Genomic DNA, 20,382 nt, shown 5'->3' with positions numbered 1-20,382 from the left:
GCCTATCCTGCTCCGGCGGCCTCCTCGCGCGCCAGGGCGCAGGCGGTTCCGACCAGTCCGACATGGCTGAACGCCTGCGGGAAGTTGCCCAGCTGCCGTCGCGCCCCCGGGTCGTACTCCTCCGCCAGCAGCCCCACGTCGTTGCGGAGCGCCAGCAGCCGTTCGAACAGCTCCCGGGCCTCCTTGGTGCGTCCCGTCATCCGCAGCGCGTCCGCCAGCCAGAACGAGCACACCAGGAACGTGCCTTCGCCGCCCGGCAGGCCGTCGATCGCCACCCCCTCCACGCTGTAGCGGCGGACGAGCCCGTCGTGCGTCAGCTCCCGCCGCACCGCGTCCACCGTCCCCACCACGCGCGGATCGTCCGGCGGGAGGAATCCGACCCGCGGGATCAGCAGCGTCGCCGCGTCCAGCTCGCGGGACCCGTACGACTGGGTGAAGGTGTTCCGCTCCGGGTCGTAGCCCTTCTCGCACACCTCGCGGTGCACCTCGTCCCGCATCACCCGCCAGCGCGCCGCGTCGCCGCCCAGCTCCGGGTGCGCCTCCAGCGTCCGTACGGCACGGTCGGCGGCGACCCACGCCATCACCTTCGAGTGCACGAAGTGGCGCCGGGGGCCGCGCACCTCCCACAGGCCCTCGTCGGGCCGCCGCCACGCCGACTCCAGGAAGTTCAGCAGGCTCAGCTGGAGGTTCCACGCGTGCGACTGCGCGGCCATGCCCGCCTCGCGCGCCAGGTACAGCGAGTCGATGACCTCGCCGTACACGTCCAGCTGCAGCTGGTGCACCGCGGCGTTCCCGGTCCGTACCGGACGTGACCCCGCGTACCCGCGCAGCCAGGGCAGCTCCGTCTCCGGCAGCCGCCGCTCACCCGCCAGCCCGTACATGATCTGCAGGTCGGCCGGGTCGCCCGCGACCGCGCGCAGCAGCCAGTCCCGCCAGGCACCCGCCTCCTCCAGGTAGCCGGCGGACAGCAGCGCGCCCAGCGTGAGCGTGGAGTCGCGCAGCCAGCAGTAGCGGTAGTCCCAGTTGCGCACCCCGCCGATCTCCTCGGGCAGCGAGGTCGTCGGCGCGGCCACGATCCCGCCCGTGGGGGCGTACGTCAGCGCCTTCAGCGTGATCAGCGAGCGCAGCACCGCGTCCCGGTAGGGCCCCTCGTACGAGCATTGCGCCGCCCACGACTTCCAGTCCTCCAGCGTGTGCTCCAGCGACTCGTACGGGTCGACCAGCGGCGGCCGGGGGCGGTGGGAGGGGTGCCAGGTCAGGACGAACGCCACCTTCTCCCCGGCGCCGACCGTGAACGACGAGCAGGTGCTGAACTGCTGGCCCCACGTCTTGACCTCGGGTTCACTGCGCAGCCAGACGGAGTCGGGGCCGGCGATCGCCACCCGGTGGCCGTCCGAACGGCGCACCCACGGCACGATCGACCCGAAGTCGAAGCGCAGCCGCAGCACCCCCGCCATCTCGACGGTGCCGCTGATGCCCTCCACGATCCGTACGACATCGGGTGCCTCGTCCCGCTGCGGCATGAAGTCGAGGACCCGTACCGTGCCCGTGCGGGTCTCCCACACGGACTCCAGGACGAGCGAGTCACCGAGGTAACTCCGTCGTGTGCACGCCGACGCGCCCTTGGGCGCGAGCCGCCAGTGGCCGTTCTCCTCGTCGCCGAGCAGCGCCGCGAAACAGGCCGACGAGTCGAAGCGCGGCAGGCACAGCCAGTCGATGGAGCCGTCCTTGCCCACCAGCGCCGCGGTCTGCAGGTCGCCGATGAGGGCGTAGTCCTCGATGCGTTGCGTCACGACTGGCGTGTTCCCGCACCGGCGTTCGGCTAAGCAACTGCCATGCGGCGGGGGCTCATCGGTGACGCCCCGGCACCCGGCGGCGCGTCCCGCGGGCGGCGCCCACCGCCAAGGGCGTACCCGCCGGCGCCACGTACCCGCCGGCGCCACGTACCCGCTGGCGCCCCGTACCCGCCGGCGCCTCACGTCGGGGAGGTGTCCGCCGGGCCCTCACGCCGGGGACGTACCCGGCGGCCCCTCACGCGACGGACGGTTCGGGCGCGGCGCCCTCCTGCGTCCCCGCCCCGGCCGCCGCCTCCCGGTCGCGCTTCTCGCGGCGCACCAGCACCACCCACCCGACCGGTACACCGGACGCGAACAGCCACCACTGCACCGCGTACGCCATGTGCGCGCCGATGGAGTCGTGGTCCGGCTCGGCGATCAGCTCGGGGGTGTCCCCGGCCGGCCGCGGCCCGGTCTGCTCCAGGTACCCGCCGAGCACCTCACGGCCGAGCCGCTCTGCCTGCTGCTCGCTGTTGATCAGCATCACCTGGCGGGGCGGCAGACCGCTGAGGTCCTTGATGCCGCTGGCCCCGGTCGTCTCGTCGGCCTTGAGCCGGCCGGTGACCGTCACCTCGCCCGCGGGGGCGGGCGGGACCTCGGGGTACGCCATCTGATCGGCGGCGGCCGGCACCCAGCCCCGGTTGACCAGCACGACGCGGCCGTCGGCGAGGACCAGCGGGGTCAGGACGAGGACGCCGACCTTGTCGTCGGCGTTGGTGCGCCGGCGGACGACGACCTCGTGGGCCGTGTCGAAGGTGCCGGTCGCGGTCACCTGACGCCAGTAGTCGCCGCGCGGAACGGTGTGCCCGGGAGAGGTGAGCTCCGTCACGGGGACGGGCTCCGCCTTGAGGTTGTCCGCGATCAGGGCGTTCTGCGCGACCCGGTTCTGGTGCCGGTGGAACTGCCAGAAGCCCAGCTCGATCATCACGGGGATGAGGACGAGGGCGACGAGGGTGAGGATCACCCACTGCCGGGACAACAGGAAGCGGTACACCCCATGACCGTACAACTCGGGCCATGGGGTGTGGGGAGCGGGGGTCCCGGCCGCGGGGCGGCGGGGTCGGGCGCGCCGACAGGGCGGCGGGACCGGGGGATCACACCTTGTCGACGATGCCCACCTGACCCTTCTCCGCGCGGGCGCAGTGCCCGCCGCAGAACCACTGGCCGTCGACCTCGACGCCCTGGCCGATGATCTGGACCCGGCAGTGTTCGCAGATGGGCGCCATGCGGTGGATGGCGCAGGCGAAACAGTCGAAGACGTGCACCGCGCCCTGCGCGTGCACCTCGAAGGACATGCCGTAATCGTTTCCGCAGACCTCGCAACGTGCCATGCGCCACAGGGTGCGGCGCCCGCCGCCGGAACGGACGGCGAAACGCCCGACGGCGGTCGCGCGGTCACCCGTCTGCCGAGTCCTCCGCAGGAGCCACGTCCCGGAGCAAATGGGTGAACGCCGCCTCGTCGAGGATCGGCGTCCCGAAGGACTTCGCCTTGATGGTCTTCGACGTCGCCGCGTCCGGATCGTTGGTGACGAGCAGGCTGGTGAGCCGCGACACACTGGTCGCCACATGCAGGCCGGCCTCCACGGCGCGGTCCTCCAGCAGTTCCCGATCGACGGACGTATCGCCCGAAAAGGCCACACGCATGCCCTGTTTGAGCGGCTTGTCCGATTCGTAACGCCCGGGGTTCGGGTACGGGCACGGCGGACGCTTGCGCGAGGGCCGCCAGCTGCCCGACCGGTACGCGGACGACGTGGCCTGCCGGCCGATGCGCGGCGCCGGCGCCGCCGCCCACTCGGTGAGCGGCCGGCACTCCAGCAGCGGCAGCCGTACGCCCCGCTCCGCCGCCGTGTGCAGGCTCGGCCGGAACGCCTCCGCCAGCACGCGCGCGTCGTCCAGCGCGTTGTGCGCGCGCCGCTGGACGACACCGAAGTGCGCGGCCAGCGACTCCAGCTTCAGGTTCGGCAGCGGCAGTGCCAGCTCCTTGGCGAGCGCGATGGTGCACAGCCGCTGGCGTACGGGCGCGGTGCACTCCGCGCGGGCGTACTCCCGCGCGATCATCGACCAGTCGAACATCGCGTTGTGCGCGACGAGCACCCGGCCGTCGAGCCGCTGCGAGAACTCGGTGGCGACCTCGGCGAACAGCGGCGCCCCCTCCAGCACGTCGCTCGTCAGGCCGTGGATCCACACCGGGCCCGGGTCCCGCTCCGGATTGACCAGCGTGTACCAGTGGTCCTCGACGTTGCCCTGCGCGTCGAGCCGGTAGACGGCAGCGGACACTATCCGGTCGTCGCGGGCGAGTCCGGTGGTCTCCACGTCGACGACCGCGTACCCCTGCGGGTAGGCGGCCGGCCACGCTGCTGCTGTCGTACGGTCGTCGAGCATGGTCACTGAGAATAGAGGCCGCCACTGACAACGTGGTCCCCGGCATCCCCCGCCCCGTCGCCGTGTTGACGCCCCGCGCCCCGAAAGCCGGGCCCTGCACGGCAGTTGGGCACGTGTCAGGCGAGCGGGGCGAGCAGGTCCCCGGCCGACGCCTGTTCCAGGCCGCAGCCGTCCACCGCGCCCGGGAGCAGCCGGTAGACCGTTCCCGACGCCCCCTCGGGCGCCACCGCGCCGTCGACCAGCGCCAGCAGCGCCTGCCTCCCGGCCGCCGCCCCGGCGGCGAGCGCCACCGGGTCGTCGGCGCGCCGCCGCGCGTCCGGTGCCCCGTTCGTGCGGATACGCCCGGCATAGGCACCGAGCGTCTCGCCCAGCCGCCGCGTGAAGTACAGCACCTCGCCGTCGCGCACCACGAGGGTCTCCTCCGCGCGGGCCGCCGCGTGCCACACCGCCACGTCCCACAGGCTCGTACGCCCCGCGGTGAAGTACTGGAACAGGTCCCGGCCGATGCCGCCCAGGGCGGTGCTGTGCCGGGCGACGCTGTGATAGCCCTCCGACGGCGGCAGGTGCACGTCCGTCCACAGGAACGTGCCCCGCTCCAGGTCCACCAGCAGCGGCACGTGGATCCTCGACTCACCCGCGAGGTCGTAACGCTGGCGCACCGCACGCGGGTCGTACCGCGAACTCCTGGCCTCCTTCGAGCTCAGCGCCATGAAACCGGCGAACGCGTCGAGGAGCTGGTCGAAGGGGATGTTGTTGTAGCTGAAGACGATGGGCAGCGCGTACCGCACCCCCGCCCCCGACAGCGCCGGCAGGTCCAGGTCGACGTACTCGGTCGCCCCGCCGGGCGCCGGCGCGGACGTCAGGTCACCGGAGTGGACCGCGGCCCGGTGGCCGTACACCAGCCTCGTGTAGTCGCACAGGCCGAGGAACGTCCAGTCCGCGTCGTACAGCGCGACCGAGAGGTCCAGGTCCACCCGGGTCCCCGGCGGCTCGGTCCAGTGCAGGAACAGGCGCAGCACATTCCCCTCCGGCAGCGGCTGGGTGCTGCCGCGCGGCACCGACACCAGGGCCTTCGCAGCGGCCCCCTCGGCCGAGGGGACGGCCAGCCCGGCGAGGCCCGCGTCCAGCACCGCCAGGCGGAACCGCGACGCGCCGGACAGACGGCGCAGGGCCTCCGCCTCCAGCAGCGCGCAGACCCGCCGGGTGAGGGCGTGGGGCAGCGGCGGGCGCGTGTCCTCCACCGCGTACGCGCGGGTCACCCGCCCGCGCGGGAAGAACACCCGCCGCTCGCCCGGCAGGTGACGGGCGCGCAGGCGTCCGAGCGCCGCGAGCAGCGGCCCGGGGCCCGCGCCGGGCAGGGCGCGCGCCAGCGCCGCGCTCTCCCCGGGCGACAGCGGCTGGGCTCCGTCCAGGCGCAGCAGGTGGTCCAGGCGGCGCAGCAGCTCTCCCGGGCGCTCGACGAGCAGCGCCAGGGCAGCCGGCCGGTCCCCGGCGCGCAGGGTCTCCTCGACCCGCGCGCCCCAGGTGTTCGCCCTGATGCGCGTGCCGTCGACCCGTACCGCGTCCGGGTGCTCGGCGGCCGTGCGCCGCAGCGCCGCACCGAACGAGACGGCCGAGGTGTCGGTGGCCCGCAGCACCGCGAAGGCGAGCGCCGCCTTCGGGTGCCTGCCGTGCTGCTCGAACGGGTGGAGCACCTCGGCCGCGCGCTTCCACGGGCCCGGGTGCCGCAGCACGTCCTCGACGAGCGGAGCGGCGTCCAGACCGTCCAGGACGGCCAGCAGCCGGCGGCGCAGCCCGCGCGGCAGCGACCGGAACCGGCGCGGCTCCAGCAGGTCCGGCGCGCCGCCCGACAGGACGGCCAGCAGCCGCAGCACGTCGGTCGCGGTGGTCAGCCGGTCGCCCAGCAGCGGGTGCACGGCCTCCCGGGTGCGCGGGTCGAGCAGCAGCGTGCCCAGGACGAGCGCCTTGGTCTCCCGTACCGGAATGGCGGCGGGCAGCCAGTCGAGCGCGGGCGGCGCGTACGCCAGCAGCACCTTGAGGTCGTCGCGGTCCTGCGGCGGCAGCGGTGTGCGGCGCGCCAGCAGGGCGGCCAGCGCGGTGGCGGCGTCCGCAGCCCGGTCGGCGCCCAGGTCCAGCAGGCGCAGCGGCCCGCCCGGCGCCCCGGCGGAACCCCGCGGCGCGCTCGCGGCCGGCTTCGCGGGCTTCAGGAACGGGTCCGCCGGGTCGATGCGGCGGTGGCAGACGGGGCAGCCGGAGTAGTCGGCGCCGTCCCAGCACCGGCGGCACACCAGATGTGCGCAGGGCGACACCGGGTGGACGGTGCCGACCGTGCCGCACAGCACGCAGGGCTGGGCGGGCCACTGGAGCAGCAGCGTGAAGACCCGGTCCACGTAGAGCCGGTACGTGTCGTCCGGGACGGACACCGGAAAGCCGCGGAACAGCGGCACATGGGTGCGGTCCGCGCCCAGTTCGGCGTCGAGCCGGCTCAGCAGCTCCTTGCCCGCGTCCGCGAGACCGGCCGGTCCGAGCCGCGCCAGCGCGGCGCGCAGTCGCGCCGTCGGGGCGAATCCGCGGTCCAGCAGCTCGGCTTCGAGGGCGACGAGGGCCCCGGAGGCCGGCGCGTCACCGGGGTGCCGCCCGGCCCCCTCCACGTACACCGTGCGCAGACGGCGGAGCAGGACGGACGAGACGGACGACAGCACGGACAAACAGATCCCCCTGGGTACCGGACAACCGGAAGAAGTGAGAGCGGGGACGGAGAGTGGGCGCGCTACGGATTCTGTGGAAGAGAAGAGGAGAAGGAAGCACGCGTACGGAGCCGTCCCCGCGGCACCGACTCTAGGGAACGCCTGTGCGGCGCCGCCACCCCTTTTCACCCGCCGCGTCCCCGCGGGCGGTTCGCCGCCCGACACGCGTGCGCGGCTCCCCACGACGTGCGCCTGCGGCAGGCGTACGGGTGAGACCCTCCCGTGGTGACTGATGCAGCCCATGACGAGGAGCACCGCGGCGCGCTCGGCACACGCCTCAACTGGCTTCGCGCCGCCGTGCTCGGCGCCAACGACGGCGTCGTCTCCACCGCGGGGCTCGTGGTCGGCGTCGCCGGCGCGACGGACGACCGCGCCACCCTCCTCACGGCCGGCCTCGCCGGCCTGCTGGCAGGGTCCATGTCCATGGCGGTCGGCGAGTACGTCTCCGTCTCCACGCAACGCGACTCGGAGAAGGCCGCGCTGGCCGTGGAGAAGCGCGAACTGCGCGAACAGCCCGAGGCCGAACTCGAGGAGCTCACCGACCTCCTGGAGGCCCGCGGCCTGACCCGCGAGGTCGCCCGCGAGGCCGCCGAACAGCTCACGGAACGCGACGCCCTGCGCGCCCACGCGCGCGTGGAGCTGGGCATCGACCCCGACGAACTCACCAACCCCTGGCACGCGGCCGCCGCGAGCTTCCTCGCCTTCACGATCGGCGCGCTGCTCCCGCTCCTCGCGATCGTCCTGCCCCCGGCCTCCGCGCGCCTGTACGTGACCGTCCTGTCGGTCCTCGCCGCCCTCACCTTCACCGGCTGGTCCAGCGCCCGCCTCGGCGCCGCCCCGGCCCGCCCGGCGGTCCTCCGGGTGGTGGGCGGGGGAGCGCTGGCGATGGCGGTGACGTACGGGGCGGGGTCGCTGCTGGGGGCGGCGGGGGTGTAGTACGGCTGGATCCGGCTGGGTGCCGATTCGTCCGCGCCGGTGACCGGGGTGCTGCCCGGGCCGATGGTCAGCTGCTCCATGGCGGCCAGTGGGCCCAGGTCCACGGGTGGACCCGGCTGCGGGCAGTTGACGAACCGCAGGGTCCGCAGGGAGGGCAGGCACAGCAACGGGTCCAGCGCGCGCGGGACCTCGCACTCCTGCAGATTGAGCTCCTCCAGGTGGGCGAGGCCGCTCAGCAGTTCCAGGTCGAGCGGCTCCACCTGGAAGAGGGTGAGTTTGGTCAGCCGGGCCAGCGAGGCGGTCCGGGCCAGTTGGCGCAGCTGGGTGGCGCCGGAGAGCGTGAGGGCCGTCAGGCCGGGCCACCGCTCCACCCCGTCCAGGGCCACATAGCGGGCTTGCTGGAAGAGAACGAGCTCGGTCAGCCCCGGGCCGATCGGCAGTTCGCCCACGCTCTCGATGAGCAGGGGGTGATTGAGCAGGAACATCCGTAGGTCCGGCATGTCCTTGAGCGGTTCCACCGAGACGTCCGGATGGACGCTGATGAGCCCCAGGGCTTCGAGCCCCGGCCTGGCGAGAGGGCTGATGTCGCGCACCTGCGAACACCAGCTCAGGCGGATGTCCTTCACCGGCGGCAGGGAGGCGAGGGGGGTGAGGTCCGTGAGTACGGCATTGTTGTAGACGAAGAGCCATTCGGGGTCCCGCAGGACGAGCAGCGGCGACAGGTCGGAGTGGGAGCCGACGAGGTCCACACGGCGCGCGTGGGCGACATGCCGCAGGGCATGGAGCTGCTCGGCGGTGTTCACGTGCAGATAGCTGGTGTCCCACGGCGCGGCGGCCAGTACGTCGCGCGCGTACGACTCGGTGTCGAAGGAGTTCCACGCCTCGGAGACCTCGAACGCCACGAGGAAACGGCTGTCCCTCCGGAAGCGGGACACGACCGCGAGTGCCGCGTCGCCCTCGAAGCGCGCCGCCGTCCGCACGACCGCCGCCGCCGTCCCCTCCTCCAGACCCTCCGGCCCCGGAAGCAGCTCCAGCACCAGTTCCCCGGCCTTGGCCAGCTCCTCGGCGTCCTCGGTCGACCGCGGCGGGACCAGCTCCCTGGCGCGGTCCTCCACTTCGCGCCGTACGTCCGGGTCCAGCTCGGGCGCGTGCTCCAGGCAGGCGGCGGCCAGGAGCACCAGCCGGTGCCGCAGCCGGGGCGCGCGGTCGGCCCTCTTGAGCAACTGCCGCAGCAGCCGCGCACGCTCCTCCACGCGCGCGTGGCCCACGGCCATCCGTACGACGTCGTCCCACTGGTCGTCGTGCGCGTGACGCACCAGCACGCCGAAGTCACGTACCGCGCCCGGGGGAAGGCCGCGATCAGGGACTTCAGCCACGTCTCGGTCCGGTTGCGCAGTCGCGTCGGTACCTCGTCGACACCGTCGACCAGGACCAGTGCCCGTCCGGACGACATCAGCGATTCGACCCACCCGGCGGGCGCCGAGCCGTGCAGCGGCACGCCCGCGGCGCGCAGGAAGTCGTCCGGCAGGGGCAGGACCTCCGCCGCCGTGAAGGCCCGCAGCCTCAGCACGAAGGGAACGCACCGGTTCCAGTCGGCCAGCTCCGCCGCGAAGGTGCGCCTGGCCGCGTTGAGCGCCAGCCATTGGACGAGCGTCGACTTGCCCGAGCCCGCCGGGCCGCGACGGAACGTCAGGTTGCCGTACCCCCGGCGTACGGTGGACGGTCGCATCCGGCCGAAAACCGACGGAGCGAGCGCTGTCGCCGCCGTACGGGAGCGGGCGTCGTGATCAGGTCCCGAGCCACTCGGGGCGGTCCGCGCCCCAGCGGCCCGGCGGGCGCGCCCAGTCCGCCGGCGCGCCGTCGTACGCCACCGGGGGCAGCGCGTACCGCAGCCGCCCCATGGGGGTCTCCCGCTCCGTCAGCCACCGGTCCGGGCCGGGGAACCCTGCGGCGTCGTCCGCCGGGCCGCGGGTGAGGCCGTGCACCAGCCAGTGCGCGGTCTGCGTCAGGGCCAGGCGGGCGAGCCACGTCCCGCCGGCCCGGTGCCGCTCGGTCAGCGCGCGCAGCAGGGCCGCGGCCAGCAGGTAGCCCGTGCCGTGGTCGAGGGCCTGCGCAGGCAGGGCGCCCGGCTCGTCGGCGGAGCCCTCCAGCACGGCGATGCCCGTCGCCGCCTGGACGAGGCTGTCGAAGCCGCGCCGCCCGCTCCAGGGGCCGTACCGGCCCCAGGCGGACAGCTGCCCCACGACCAGGCCGGGGCGGCGCTCGGCCAGCGCCTCGGGGGAGAGCCCGAACCGGTCGAGCGCGCCCGGCCGGTAACCGGTGACCACCACATCGGCGTCCGCCAGCAGGTCGTCGAAGGCGCGGCGGTCCGTGCCGCGCCCGAGGTCCAGGGTCGTCGACCGCTTGCCCAGGCCGGTGTCGTTGTGCGCCTCCTGGCTCTCGGGCAGGTGCGGGGCGTCCACCCGCAGGACGTCGGCGCCCAGCAGCGCCAGCGTCCGGGTGGCGACCGGCCCGGCGAGCACGCGTGTCAGGTCCAGCACCCGCAGGCCGGAGCAGGGCAGCGGCGCGCCGTCAGGGACCCGCGCCGGCGCGTCACCGGTGCGTTCCAGGGTGAGCAGAGGCCGGCGCGCCACCAGGGCGCCCTGCTCGTGCGCCGCCCATTCCCGCGGGCCTCGCACGGCGACCGCCAGGCCGCCCGCCGCGTACACGGCGTCCTCCACCTCCCGGGCCGGCCGCTCGGCGACCGCGCGGGCCACCGCCTCCGGCCCCGCGCCGTCCGGCAGGCCGAGCGCGGCCAGCAGCCGGGCGCGGTGATGCGGGTAGTTGGCGTGCGTGCGCACCTGCCCGTCGGCGGTGCGCCAGAACCGCGACAGCGGCGCGAAGGTGCTCCAGGCCTGCCCGTCGAGGCGTACGAGCCGGTCGCTGCGGAACGCCGTCGCGACCGCCCCGTCGTCCACCCGCACCCGCGGCACCGGCCGCCCGCCGCGTACGGCCCCGAGCTCGGCGGCCGCCAGCGAGCACACCGCGACCGTGGCGCGGGCCAGTTCGCTCACGGGCAGCCGCGACGGCAGACCGCCCCGCGGGCCCACCGGGCAGATCCGGTCGACCAGCGAGGCGTCGGCACCGAGTGCCACCCAAACCGGGGTGACTTCGTCAGGAGTGGGGGAGTTCATCCTTGCACTATGGCACCGGGTGCCATGCTTGAAAAGGTTCTACCGCTTCACGGCGTCCAGGGCGTCGATCATGCCGCGCCCGTAGAAGCCGTTCTTGTGCTCGCCGCCCTCGCAGACCGCGTCGACCTTGCCGTCCTTGTCGATGTCGTACGACTCGGTACAGGCCATGTCGTCCGCCTGGGCGTACAGCAGTGCCTTCACCTGGTCGGGCGTGGCCTGCGGACGGGCCGACTTGATCAGGGCGGCGACACCGGCGGCGTGCGGGGCCGCCATGGACGTACCGCCCTTGTAGTTGTACGTGTGGCCGCCGCGGAACGTCGTCGACAGGATCAGGCCGCTGGTGGCCGGCGCCTCCGGAGCCTGGTACCGCGTGGAGTCACCGCCCGGCGCCGCGACGTCCACGACGCCCAGGCCGTAGTTCGAGTACGACGCCTTCAGCCGCTGCGCGCCCGTGGCGGAGACCGTCACGACACCCGGCAACTGCGACGGGATGTCCAGGCAGTCCCGCGTGTTCACCTCCCGCTCGACCGGGGTGGTGTCGTTCGGGCTCGTTTTGTCGGTCAGCGTCTCGGATGCCAGGTCCGTCCGGGCGTTGCCGGCCGCGGCCACATTGACCACGCCCTTGCGTTCGGCGTACCGGGACGCCCGCGTGACGGCCTCGACCAGCGCCTTCTGGTCCGCGTCGGTCGTGCAGTTGAACAGCCACGGGTCCGTGTAGTAGCTGTTGTTGGTCACGTCGGCGCCGTGCTCCGCCGCCCACACGAAGCCGCACACGACCGCCTCGGTGTAGTACAGGCCGGAGTCGGGCTCGGCCACCTTGAGGCTGGAGACCTTCACCCCCGGGGCCACGCCGGTGACACCGACCCCGTTCTTCGCCGCGGCGATGGTGCCCGCCACGTGCATGCCGTGGTCGCTCTCCTGCGCCGCCGGGCGCCAGGCGTTGTCCTTCTGCACCGGTACACCGCCCAGGCAGCTCGCCGACGCCGCCCGGTCGAAGTTGGGCGCGATGTCCGGGTGCGTGTCGTCCACGCCCGAGTCGAGCACGGCGACCGTGACGTCGCGGCTGCCCAGCGTCCGCTGGTGCGCCTTGTCCGCCTTGATGGCGGGCAGGTCCCACTGCAGCGGCTGCAACGGGTCGTCGTCGGCCGGGGACGCCGCCGCCCGCGCCGCCGCGGCCTGCGCCTCGGAGGCCCTCAGCGGCTGCTCCGCCGCGATGTCGTCACTGGTCTGCGCCGCCAGCGGAGCGGTCCGCGTCGCACCGGCCGACGACACGCCCGCCACCCCGCGGATCTCCTCGGCGAAGGCCGGGTTCTGCGCGTGGACGACGATGACGCCGATCTGGTCGTACGCGATGACCACCGTGCCGCCGGCCCGGGCTATCGCCTTCTTCACCGACGCGGCGGTGGCGTGCCCGCCCGTCACGTTGACGACGTACGACATCGTGGGGCCGTTCGTGACGGCCGCCGCCGGTGTCCCGCCCGCCGGGGCGGCCGACGCCGCTCCCGCCGGCAGCAGACCGAGCGATGCCGTGAGCGCCAGTCCGGCGGGCAGAGCGAGTACGCGCCCGCGCCTGGATCCCAGATGAGCCATGGGTTCTCCACATCATCCGTGACAGCCGCCCGCACGCCGTGCGCGTACGGGCAGGTACATGACGAGCGAAGCTATCGCCGATCATCTTTGCGTATCAACGAGTTGGCGCATCCAGGTGGTCGCGGAGGAAAAAACGGCCGGTGGTGAACCGCTTCGCCCCGCCTGCCGTGACGTTGTCAGGGGGAGGAGCGTCACCCACCCCCGACCTCTGAGGATCCTTCGTCCATGCCCAGCTCATCCGCGTCGCGAGGAGTTTCCGTGGCTACCGATGCACCGCCGCCCAAGGGCGGTACGGACACCAGCCCCGTCCAGCCCACGACAGAGTCGTTCGTCGAGGTGCAGGAGAGCGCTGACTTCGGCGAACTGCGCCGCACGTACCGCTCCTTCGCCTTTCCCCTGACCGTCGCCTTCATCGCCTGGTACCTGCTGTACGTCCTGCTGTCCAACTACGCGGGCGGCTTCATGGGCACCAAGCTGTTCGGCAACATCAACGTGGCCCTCGCCCTGGGCCTCGCCCAGTTCGTCACCACGTTCCTCATCGCCTGGTTCTACTCGCGGCACGCGGCCGAGAAGCTCGACCCGAAGGCGGAAGCCATCAAGTCCCGTATGGAGGCCGACGTATGAGCCCCGCCGACACCACCGCCGCCGCCCCCCTGCTGGCGGCCGCGTCCGATGCCTCGGAACACCGTCCGCTGATCATCACCCTGTTCGCCTGCTTCGTCGTCGCGACCCTCTTCATCACCGTCTGGGCCGGCCGGCAGACCAAGAGCGCGGCGGACTTCTACGCGGGCGGCCGCCAGTTCACCGGCTTCCAGAACGGCCTCGCCATCTCCGGCGACTACATGTCCGCCGCATCCTTCCTCGGCATCGCCGGAGCCATCGCCCTCTTCGGTTACGACGGCTTCCTGTACTCCATCGGTTTCCTGGTCGCCTGGCTGGTCGCCCTGCTCCTCGTGGCCGAGCCGCTGCGCAACTCCGGCCGCTTCACGATGGGGGACGTCCTGGCCTACCGGATGCGCCAGCGCCCGGTCCGCACCGCCGCCGGCACGTCCACGATCGTCGTCTCGATCTTCTACCTGCTGGCCCAGATGGCCGGCGCCGGCGTGCTCGTCTCCCTGCTGCTCGGCATCACCTCCGACGGCGGGAAGATCGCGATCGTCGCGCTCGTCGGACTGCTGATGATCGTCTACGTGACCATCGGCGGCATGAAGGGAACCACCTGGGTCCAGATGGTCAAGGCCGTCCTGCTCATCGCGGGCACCCTGCTCATCACCCTGCTGGTGCTGTGGAAGTTCGACTTCAACGTCTCCGACCTGCTCGGCAAGGCCGCCGAGAACAGCGGCAAGGGCGCCGCCTTCCTCGAACCCGGGCTGAAGTACGGCGCCACCGGCACCTCGAAGCTGGACTTCATCTCGCTCGGCATCGCGCTGGTGCTCGGCACCGCCGGCCTGCCGCACATCCTCATCCGCTTCTACACCGTGCCCACCGCCAAGGCGGCCCGTAAGTCCGTCAACTGGGCCATCGGCATCATCGGCGCCTTCTACCTGATGACCATCGCCCTCGGCTTCGGCGCCGCCGCGATCGTCGGCCCCGCCGACATCACCGCGTCCAACAAGGCCGGCAACACGGCCGCGCCGCTGCTCGCCCTGCACATCGGCGGAGTGGACTCGGCGGGCGGCGCGATCCTGCTGGCCGTGATCTCCGCGGTCGCCTTCGCCACCATCCTGGCCGTCGTCGCCGGACTGACGCTCGCCTCCTCCTCGTCCTTCGCGCACGACATCTACGCCAACGTGATCCGCAAGGGGCAGGCAACCGAACAGGAGGAGGTCCGCGCGGCCCGCTGGGCGACCGTCTTCATCGGCGTCGTCTCCATCGCGCTCGGCGCGATGGCCCGCGACCTCAACGTCGCCGGCCTCGTCGCGCTCGCCTTCGCGGTGGCCGCCTCCGCCAACCTGCCGACCATCCTCTACAGCCTGTTCTGGAAGCGGTTCACCACCCAGGGCGCGCTGTGGTCCATCTACGGCGGTCTGGTCGCGTCCGTGACGCTCGTGCTCTTCTCGCCGGTGGTCTCCGGGAAACCCAGCTCGATGTTCCCGGACGCCGACTTCGCCTGGTTCCCGCTGGAGAACCCGGGACTGATCTCCATCCCGCTGGGCTTCCTGCTCGGCTGGCTCGGTTCGCTGCTCTCCAAGGAGGAGCCCGACAAGGGCAAGTACGCGGAACTCGAGGTCAAGTCCCTCACCGGTGTCGGAGCGCACTGATCCGGACACCGTACGGAACGAGCGGGAGAGTCGAGTCGTAGATCCCTACGACCCGGCCCTCCCGCTCCTGTGGACAATGGCCCGTGTCGTTGTCGGAGGCGTCGCGTAGTCTCGCTGGTATACGGATCCCGGTAACGCGGGGGAGGGGGCCCAGTGCTCATCGACACCTACGGCCGTGTGGCCACTGACCTGCGGGTCTCGCTCACCGACCGATGCAACCTGCGGTGCACGTACTGCATGCCCGAAGAGGGCCTGCAGTGGCTCGCCAAGCCCGACCTGCTCACCGACGACGAGATCGTCCGGCTGATCACCGTCGCCGTCACCGGCCTCGGCATCACCGAAGTGCGCTTCACCGGCGGCGAACCGCTGCTGCGCCCCGGCCTGGTCTCCATCGTCGAGCGCTGCGCCGCCCTGGAACCGCGCCCCCGGATGTCGCTGACCACCAACGGCATCGGCCTCAAGCGCACCGCCGGCGCCCTCAAGGCCGTCGGCCTGGACCGGGTCAACGTCTCCCTCGACACCCTGCGGCCCGACGTCTTCAAGACCCTCACGCGCCGCGACCGCCACAAGGACGTCCTCGACGGCCTTCAGGCCGCCCGCGACGCCGGCCTCACACCGGTGAAGGTCAACGCCGTGCTGATGCCGGGGCTCAACGACGACGAGGCCCCCGACCTGCTGGCCTGGGCCGTGGCCAACGACTACGAGCTGCGCTTCATCGAGCAGATGCCGCTCGACGCCCAGCACGGCTGGAAGCGCGACGGCATGATCACCGCCGGCGACATCCTCGAGTCGCTGCGCACCCGCTTCACGCTCACGCCCGAACCCGACGAGGCGCGTGGTTCCGCGCCCGCCGAGCGCTGGATCGTCGACGGCGGCCCCCACCGCGTGGGCGTCATCGCCTCCGTCACCCGCCCGTTCTGCCGGGCCTGCGACCGCACCCGGCTCACCGCCGACGGACAGGTGCGCACCTGCCTGTTCGCCCGCGAGGAGACGGACCTGCGCGCGGCGCTGCGCTCGGACGCGCCGGACGAGGAGATCGCCCGCATATGGAAGCTGGCCATGTGGGGGAAGAAGGCCGGCTCGGGCCTGGACGACCCCAGCTTCCTGCAGCCCGACCGTCCGATGTCAGCGATCGGGGGCTGAGCGGGTCTCCCACTCGGCGAGGGTCACCACGTCCTTGAGGAAGCCGCGCACCCCCAGGAACTGGGACAGGTGCTCGCGGTGCTCGTCGCAGGCGAGCCAGGTCTTGCGGCGCTCGGGCGTGTGCAGCTTCGGATTGTTCCAGGCCAGCACCCAGACGGCCGCCACCCGGCAGCCCTTGGCGGAACAGATCGGAAGGGTTTCGTCGCTCACCACACGTCCCAGGAAAAGGCCCGAACAAAGGCGACGCCGAGCAGCCACGGGGGGAGCTGCCCGGCGTCGGTCCGTCGCTCCGACGGGGGATGCGGAGCGCCTACGCAGTATGTCACGGGCTCATTGCCGCGGTGCACCGGAACGTCATGATTGATCTGAGCTTTTTTTGAGCTTGTGTGTTCCGTTGCAGGTCAGCGGCGGTCCCTGTCGGGGCGCGGTATGTCATCTCTGCTCGTACTGACGCTCCTGTACGGCGTCCGGCCGCTGCTCCCGCGCGGAGTCCGCGCCGCCGTCCGCCGGTGGCCGTGACGACTCCAGTGCGGGATGCACGGGAGTCGGCGTGACCGTGAAGGACGAAGGCGGCGGAGGAGCGGTCTCCCGCCCGGCGTTGGCGATCACCACCGCGATGTAGGGCAGCACCGCGCCCAGGACGAGCGCCACGATCGCCACGTGCCGCTCGACGTTCCACAAGGTGGCCGCCGCGATCACCGCAAGCGTGCGCACCGACATCGAGATGACGTACCGGCGCTGCCGACCCCGTACGTCATCCGCCAGACCCTGGCGCGCGCCGGTGATCCGGAAGACCTCGTCCCGACCGTGCTTCCGCATCGCCTTCCACCACCCGACGTCTGTGCCGGACCCTCCCCGGGCCCGACCTGTTTCCACGGTACGCCCGCCCCGCACGGCATTCGAGGCCGGGGGCGTCCCTTCCGCCCGGCTCACCGGGGACGGCGGCACCGGCACAGCCCCGCGCGGGACGCCCGACATGCGCCGTACGGCCCAACCCCTCACACTGTCGATGACTGCTCATGCCGATCAGTACCGAGGAGGCAGCCATGGGCTGGTTGTGGGCGATCATCGTGGGCTTCGTGCTGGGTCTGCTGGCGAAGGCGATCCTGCCGGGCAAGCAGCACAGTCCCCTCTGGCTGGCCACCATCTTCGGCATCATCGGCGGCCTCGTGGGCAACGCCCTCGCCAGGGCGTTCGGCATCGAGGCCACGCCGGGCATCGACTGGGGCCGGCACGCCCTCCAGGTGGCGGCGGCGGTCGTCATCGTGGGTGTCGGCGACATGGCCTACATGTCCATGCGCCGCAAGAAACAACGCGCCTGACCCGACGGCCCCGCCCGCCGGGTACGGACACCACGGCCGGGTACGGCACACGACGAGGGGCCCGGGTACGTCGCGTACCGGACCCCTCGCCCCGACGGCGGCGGTGTCAGCCGCCCCCGACCGGTGTGTCAGCCCGCGGCGACCTCGATCGCCGCGAGGTTCTTCTTGCCCCGGCGCAGCACCAGCCAGCGCCCGTGCAACAGCTCGTCGGCGGCCACCACGGCGTCCTCGGACGTCACCTTGGCGTTGTTCACGTACGCGCCGCCCTCCTTCACCGTGCGGCGGGCCGCCGACTTGCTGGGCGCCAGGCCCACCTCGACGAACAGGTCCACCACCGGGCCCGGCTCGGCCACCCGGGCGTGCGGCAGCTCGGCGAGCGCCGCGGTGAGCGTCGCCTCGTCCAGCTCCGCCAGCTCGCCCTGCCCGAACAGCGCCTTGGAGGCGGCGATGACTGCCGCGCACTGCTCGGCACCGTGCACCAGCGTCGTCAGCTCCTCGGCCAGCGCGCGCTGGGCGGTGCGGGCCTGCGGACGCTCCTCGGTGACCTTCTCCAGCTCCTCCAGCTCCGCACGGCTGCGGAAGCTGAGGATGCGCATGTACCGCGAGATGTCCCGGTCGTCCACGTTCAGCCAGAACTGGTAGAACGCGTACGGCGTGGTCAGCTCCGGGTCCAGCCAGACGGCGCCGCCCTCGGTCTTGCCGAACTTGGTGCCGTCCGCCTTGGTCATGAGGGGCGTCGCCAGCGCGTGCACCGTGGCTCCCGGCTCCAGCTTGTGGATCAGGTCCAGGCCGGCGGTCAGGTTGCCCCACTGGTCGCTGCCGCCCTGCTGGAGCACGCAGCCGTACCGCCGGTACAGCTCCAGGAAGTCCATGCCCTGCAGCAGCTGGTAGCTGAACTCGGTGTAGCTGATGCCCTGCTCGGACTCCAGCCGCCGGGCGACCGAGTCCTTCGTCAGCATCTTGTTGACGCGGAAGTGCTTGCCGATGTCGCGCAGGAACTCGATCGCGCTCATGCCCGCGGTCCAGTCCAGGTTGTTCACCATCAGCGCCGCGTTCTCGCCCTCGAAGGACAGGAACGGCTCGATCTGCGCGCGCAGCCGCGTCACCCACTGCGCGACGGTCTCCGGATCGTTCAGCGTCCGCTCCGCGGTCGGCCGCGGGTCACCGATCTGACCCGTGGCCCCGCCCACCAGCGCCAGCGGCCGGTGCCCGGCCTGCTGGAGCCGGCGGACGGTGAGGACCTGCACCAGGTGCCCGACGTGGAGACTCGGCGCGGTCGGGTCGAAGCCGCAATAGAACGTGACCGGACCGTCCGCGAGCGCCTTGCGCAGGGCGTCCTCGTCCGTGGACTGGGCGAACAGCCCGCGCCACTTCAGCTCGTCGACGATGTCCGTCACGATCTCGTGTCTCCTTGAACGATCGGTTTCGGTCGGTTGTGCCGAGTCAGTCTATGGGGGTCACACGCCCTGGCTGACCGAGCTCATGTTGAAATCCGGCACCCGCAGCGGCGGCATCGCGGCCCTCGTGAACCAGTCGCTCCACTCGCGCGGCAGCGTCTTCTCCGTACGGCCCGCCTCCGTGGCCCGGGACAGCAGGTCCACCGGCGATTCGTTGAAGCGGAAGTTGTTCACCTCCCCGACCACCTCCCCGCCCTCGACCAGGTACACGCCGTCCCGCGTCAGCCCGGTCAGCAGCAGCGTCGCCGGGTCGACCTCGCGGATGTACCACAGGCAGGTCAGCAGCAGCCCGCGCTCGGTCGAGGCGACCATCTCCTCCAGCGACCGCTCGCCACCGCCGTCCAGGATCAGGTTGCCGGCCGCCGGAGCCACCGGCAGCCGGGTGAGAGCCGCGCTGTGCCGCGTGGTGACCAGCCGCTCCAGGCGCCCCTCCCGTACCCAGTCCGTGGCCGACAGCGGCAGCCCGTTGTCGAACACCGACGAGTCGTCCCCCGAGCTGTGCGCGATCACGAAGGGCGCGGACTCCAGGCCCGGCTCGTCGGGGTCGCTGCGCAGCGTCAGCGGCAGCGGCGAGAGCGTCTCGCCGACACGCGTGCCGCCGCCCGGCTTGGAGAAGACGGTGCGGCCCTCCGCCGCGTCCCGCCCGGCCGACGACCACAGCTGGTAGATGGCCAGGTCGGCCACGGCGGTCGGCGGCAGCAGCGTCTCGTACCGCCCCGCGGGCAGCTCGATACGGCGCTCCGCCCAGCCCAGCCGCTCCGCCAGCTCCGCGTCCAGCGCCGTCGGGTCCACGTCCTTGAAGTCCCGCGTCGAGCGGCCCGCCCACGCCGAACGCGTCCGGTCCGGCGACTTGGCGTTGAGCTCCAGCGTCCCGGACGGCTGGTCGTGCCGCAGCCGCAGCCCGGCCGACGTACCGAGGTACGTCGAGGTCAGCTCGTGGTGGGCGAACCCGTACAGCTCCCGGCCGCCCGCCCGGGCCCGGGCGAACGCCTCGCCCAGCGCGGGCGCGAAGTCCGCGAAGACCGAGGACGACGTCTCGGCGGGCGCGTCCGTGAAGTCGGGCGACGCCGCCACACCCTCGACCAGCGGCTGGGCGTCCTCGGCCGGACCGGCGGAACGGGCCGCGGCCTCCGCCGCCCGCACCAGCGGCTCCAGGTCGTCGGCGGTGACCGCCGAACGGGACACCACCCCGGAGGCCGTGCCCTGCGCACCGTCGACGGTGGCGATCACGGTGAGCGTCCGGCCACGGGTGACGCCGTTCGTCGTCAGCGCGTTGCCGGCCCACCGCAGGTTGGCGGAGGACTGCTCGTCCGCGATGACGACGCACCCGTCCGCGCGCGAGAGCTCCAGGGCGCGCTCGACGATCTCGTACGGCTTGCTGACGGCGCTCATCGGCCGGCCTCCTGCGTGGTGTCGAGACTGTGCTGGCCCGGGGGGCGACCCCCGGACCCCCGGCGAAGGGCGTGGTGGGCGCTCATCGGCCGGCCTCCTGCGTGGTGTCGAGACTGTGCTGGCCCGGGGGGCGACCCCCGGACC

General features: G+C 72.7%; 18 protein-coding genes. 6 read left to right on the top strand and 12 right to left on the bottom strand.

The features are described from left to right. Nucleotides 1-2: 2 nt before the first annotated feature. The 5 genes from IH00_RS0111790 to IH00_RS0111770 all read right to left on the bottom strand — a co-directional run bounded on the left by IH00_RS0111790 (nucleotide 3) and on the right by IH00_RS0111770 (nucleotide 6,916). Entirely contained in the window at nucleotides 3-1,793 is a 1,791-nt protein-coding gene (locus IH00_RS0111790) for a glycoside hydrolase family 15 protein (protein ID WP_031072475.1), read from the bottom strand. A gap of 238 nt (nucleotides 1,794-2,031) precedes the next feature. Then, a complete protein-coding gene (locus tag IH00_RS0111785) occupies nucleotides 2,032-2,829 on the bottom strand; it encodes an SURF1 family cytochrome oxidase biogenesis protein (RefSeq protein ID WP_031072473.1) in 798 nt (265 codons plus the stop codon). Between the two features lie 100 nt (nucleotides 2,830-2,929). Further along, entirely contained in the window at nucleotides 2,930-3,166 is a 237-nt protein-coding gene (locus IH00_RS0111780) for a hypothetical protein (RefSeq protein ID WP_078887695.1), read from the bottom strand. A 64-nt stretch (nucleotides 3,167-3,230) separates the two neighbouring features. Then, complete coding sequence (locus IH00_RS0111775) at nucleotides 3,231-4,223, bottom strand: DEDDh family exonuclease (protein ID WP_031072467.1); 993 nt, start codon at nucleotides 4,221-4,223, stop codon at nucleotides 3,231-3,233. Between the two features lie 110 nt (nucleotides 4,224-4,333). Then, nucleotides 4,334-6,916: an MXAN_6230/SCO0854 family RING domain-containing protein gene (locus IH00_RS0111770; RefSeq protein WP_031072466.1), complete on the bottom strand. Its 2,583-nt coding sequence runs from the start codon at nucleotides 6,914-6,916 to the stop codon at nucleotides 4,334-4,336. Between the two features lie 273 nt (nucleotides 6,917-7,189). On the opposite strand from IH00_RS0111770, the gene IH00_RS0111765 reads away from it, so the two are divergent. Both IH00_RS0111765 and IH00_RS43975 read left to right on the top strand, forming a co-directional pair. Beyond that, nucleotides 7,190-7,900, top strand: a complete 711-nt coding sequence (locus tag IH00_RS0111765; protein WP_031072465.1) for a VIT1/CCC1 transporter family protein — start codon at nucleotides 7,190-7,192, stop codon at nucleotides 7,898-7,900. Nucleotides 7,901-8,118: 218 nt separating this feature from the next. Continuing rightward, a complete protein-coding gene (locus IH00_RS43975) occupies nucleotides 8,119-8,391 on the top strand; it encodes a hypothetical protein (protein ID WP_031072464.1) in 273 nt (90 codons plus the stop codon). 308 nt (nucleotides 8,392-8,699) lie between these two features. On the opposite strand, the gene IH00_RS43970 is transcribed toward IH00_RS43975, so the two are convergent. The 3 genes from IH00_RS43970 to IH00_RS0111740 are packed head-to-tail and all read right to left on the bottom strand — an operon-like array spanning nucleotide 8,700 to nucleotide 12,663. Then, nucleotides 8,700-9,629 (bottom strand): NACHT domain-containing protein, encoded by a 930-nt coding sequence (locus tag IH00_RS43970; RefSeq protein ID WP_078887694.1) that lies wholly within the window; start codon nucleotides 9,627-9,629, stop codon nucleotides 8,700-8,702. A 58-nt stretch (nucleotides 9,630-9,687) separates the two neighbouring features. Beyond that, nucleotides 9,688-11,073 (bottom strand): CoA transferase, encoded by a 1,386-nt coding sequence (locus IH00_RS0111745; protein WP_031072461.1) that lies wholly within the window; start codon nucleotides 11,071-11,073, stop codon nucleotides 9,688-9,690. A gap of 39 nt (nucleotides 11,074-11,112) precedes the next feature. Further along, nucleotides 11,113-12,663 (bottom strand): S8 family serine peptidase, encoded by a 1,551-nt coding sequence (locus IH00_RS0111740; RefSeq protein ID WP_031072459.1) that lies wholly within the window; start codon nucleotides 12,661-12,663, stop codon nucleotides 11,113-11,115. A gap of 258 nt (nucleotides 12,664-12,921) precedes the next feature. Here IH00_RS0111740 and IH00_RS0111735 point away from each other — a divergent pair, with 258 nt between their 5' ends. The 3 genes from IH00_RS0111735 (at nucleotide 12,922) to moaA (ending at nucleotide 16,067) form a co-directional block, all read left to right on the top strand. Then, complete coding sequence (locus IH00_RS0111735) at nucleotides 12,922-13,287, top strand: DUF485 domain-containing protein (protein WP_031072457.1); 366 nt, start codon at nucleotides 12,922-12,924, stop codon at nucleotides 13,285-13,287. Continuing rightward, nucleotides 13,284-14,924, top strand: a complete 1,641-nt coding sequence (locus IH00_RS0111730; protein WP_031072455.1) for a solute symporter family protein — start codon at nucleotides 13,284-13,286, stop codon at nucleotides 14,922-14,924. The genes IH00_RS0111735 and IH00_RS0111730 overlap by 4 nt, the downstream gene beginning before the upstream one ends. Nucleotides 14,925-15,077: 153 nt before the next feature. Continuing rightward, entirely contained in the window at nucleotides 15,078-16,067 is a 990-nt protein-coding gene (gene moaA, locus IH00_RS0111725; protein WP_031072454.1) for a GTP 3',8-cyclase MoaA, read from the top strand. Here moaA and IH00_RS0111720 read toward each other — a convergent pair. Together IH00_RS0111720 and IH00_RS0111715 are read right to left on the bottom strand one after the other, a co-directional pair. After that, the gene (locus IH00_RS0111720) at nucleotides 16,050-16,277 is read right to left on the bottom strand and encodes a hypothetical protein (RefSeq protein ID WP_031072452.1); all 228 of its coding nucleotides are present in this window, start codon (nucleotides 16,275-16,277) and stop codon (nucleotides 16,050-16,052) included. The two genes, moaA and IH00_RS0111720, sit on opposite strands and share 18 nt — an antisense overlap. 222 nt (nucleotides 16,278-16,499) lie before the next feature. Continuing rightward, nucleotides 16,500-16,886 carry a DUF3099 domain-containing protein gene (locus IH00_RS0111715; RefSeq protein ID WP_031072450.1) on the bottom strand — a complete coding sequence of 129 codons (387 nt, stop codon included), beginning with the start codon at nucleotides 16,884-16,886 and terminating at the stop codon, nucleotides 16,500-16,502. A 227-nt stretch (nucleotides 16,887-17,113) separates the two neighbouring features. Between IH00_RS0111715 and IH00_RS0111710 the strand changes: the two genes are divergently transcribed. Beyond that, nucleotides 17,114-17,389: a GlsB/YeaQ/YmgE family stress response membrane protein gene (locus IH00_RS0111710; protein WP_031072448.1), complete on the top strand. Its 276-nt coding sequence runs from the start codon at nucleotides 17,114-17,116 to the stop codon at nucleotides 17,387-17,389. 128 nt (nucleotides 17,390-17,517) lie between these two features. Here IH00_RS0111710 and tyrS read toward each other — a convergent pair whose 3' ends face one another. Beyond that, the gene (gene tyrS / locus IH00_RS0111705; protein WP_031072446.1) at nucleotides 17,518-18,786 is read right to left on the bottom strand and encodes a tyrosine--tRNA ligase; all 1,269 of its coding nucleotides are present in this window, start codon (nucleotides 18,784-18,786) and stop codon (nucleotides 17,518-17,520) included. Between the two features lie 60 nt (nucleotides 18,787-18,846). Continuing rightward, nucleotides 18,847-20,238, bottom strand: coding sequence for a metallopeptidase TldD-related protein (locus IH00_RS0111700; RefSeq protein WP_031072444.1), 1,392 nt, complete (start codon nucleotides 20,236-20,238; stop codon nucleotides 18,847-18,849). Nucleotides 20,239-20,382 lie beyond the last annotated feature (144 nt).

Origin of the sequence: Streptomyces sp. NRRL S-118 (genome assembly GCF_000716335.1) — a bacterium.
Taxonomy (GTDB): Bacteria; Actinomycetota; Actinomycetes; order Streptomycetales; family Streptomycetaceae; genus Streptomyces.
The sequence above is the reverse complement of the archived record's forward strand: the minus strand, read 5'-3'. Positions and strand labels throughout refer to the sequence as shown.

Coding starts and splice junctions, on each gene's coding strand:
- IH00_RS0111780 (WP_078887695.1), bottom strand. CDS start 3,166: ATGGCACGTTGCGAGGTCTGCGGAAACGATTACGGCATGTCCTTCGAG.
- IH00_RS43970 (WP_078887694.1), bottom strand. CDS start 9,629: ATGCGACCGTCCACCGTACGCCGGGGGTACGGCAACCTGACGTTCCGT.
- IH00_RS0111745 (WP_031072461.1), bottom strand. CDS start 11,073: ATGAACTCCCCCACTCCTGACGAAGTCACCCCGGTTTGGGTGGCACTC.
- IH00_RS0111740 (WP_031072459.1), bottom strand. CDS start 12,663: ATGGCTCATCTGGGATCCAGGCGCGGGCGCGTACTCGCTCTGCCCGCC.
- IH00_RS0111730 (WP_031072455.1), top strand. CDS start 13,284: ATGAGCCCCGCCGACACCACCGCCGCCGCCCCCCTGCTGGCGGCCGCG.
- IH00_RS0111715 (WP_031072450.1), bottom strand. CDS start 16,886: ATGCGGAAGCACGGTCGGGACGAGGTCTTCCGGATCACCGGCGCGCGC.
- IH00_RS0111710 (WP_031072448.1), top strand. CDS start 17,114: ATGGGCTGGTTGTGGGCGATCATCGTGGGCTTCGTGCTGGGTCTGCTG.
- IH00_RS0111700 (WP_031072444.1), bottom strand. CDS start 20,238: ATGAGCGCCGTCAGCAAGCCGTACGAGATCGTCGAGCGCGCCCTGGAG.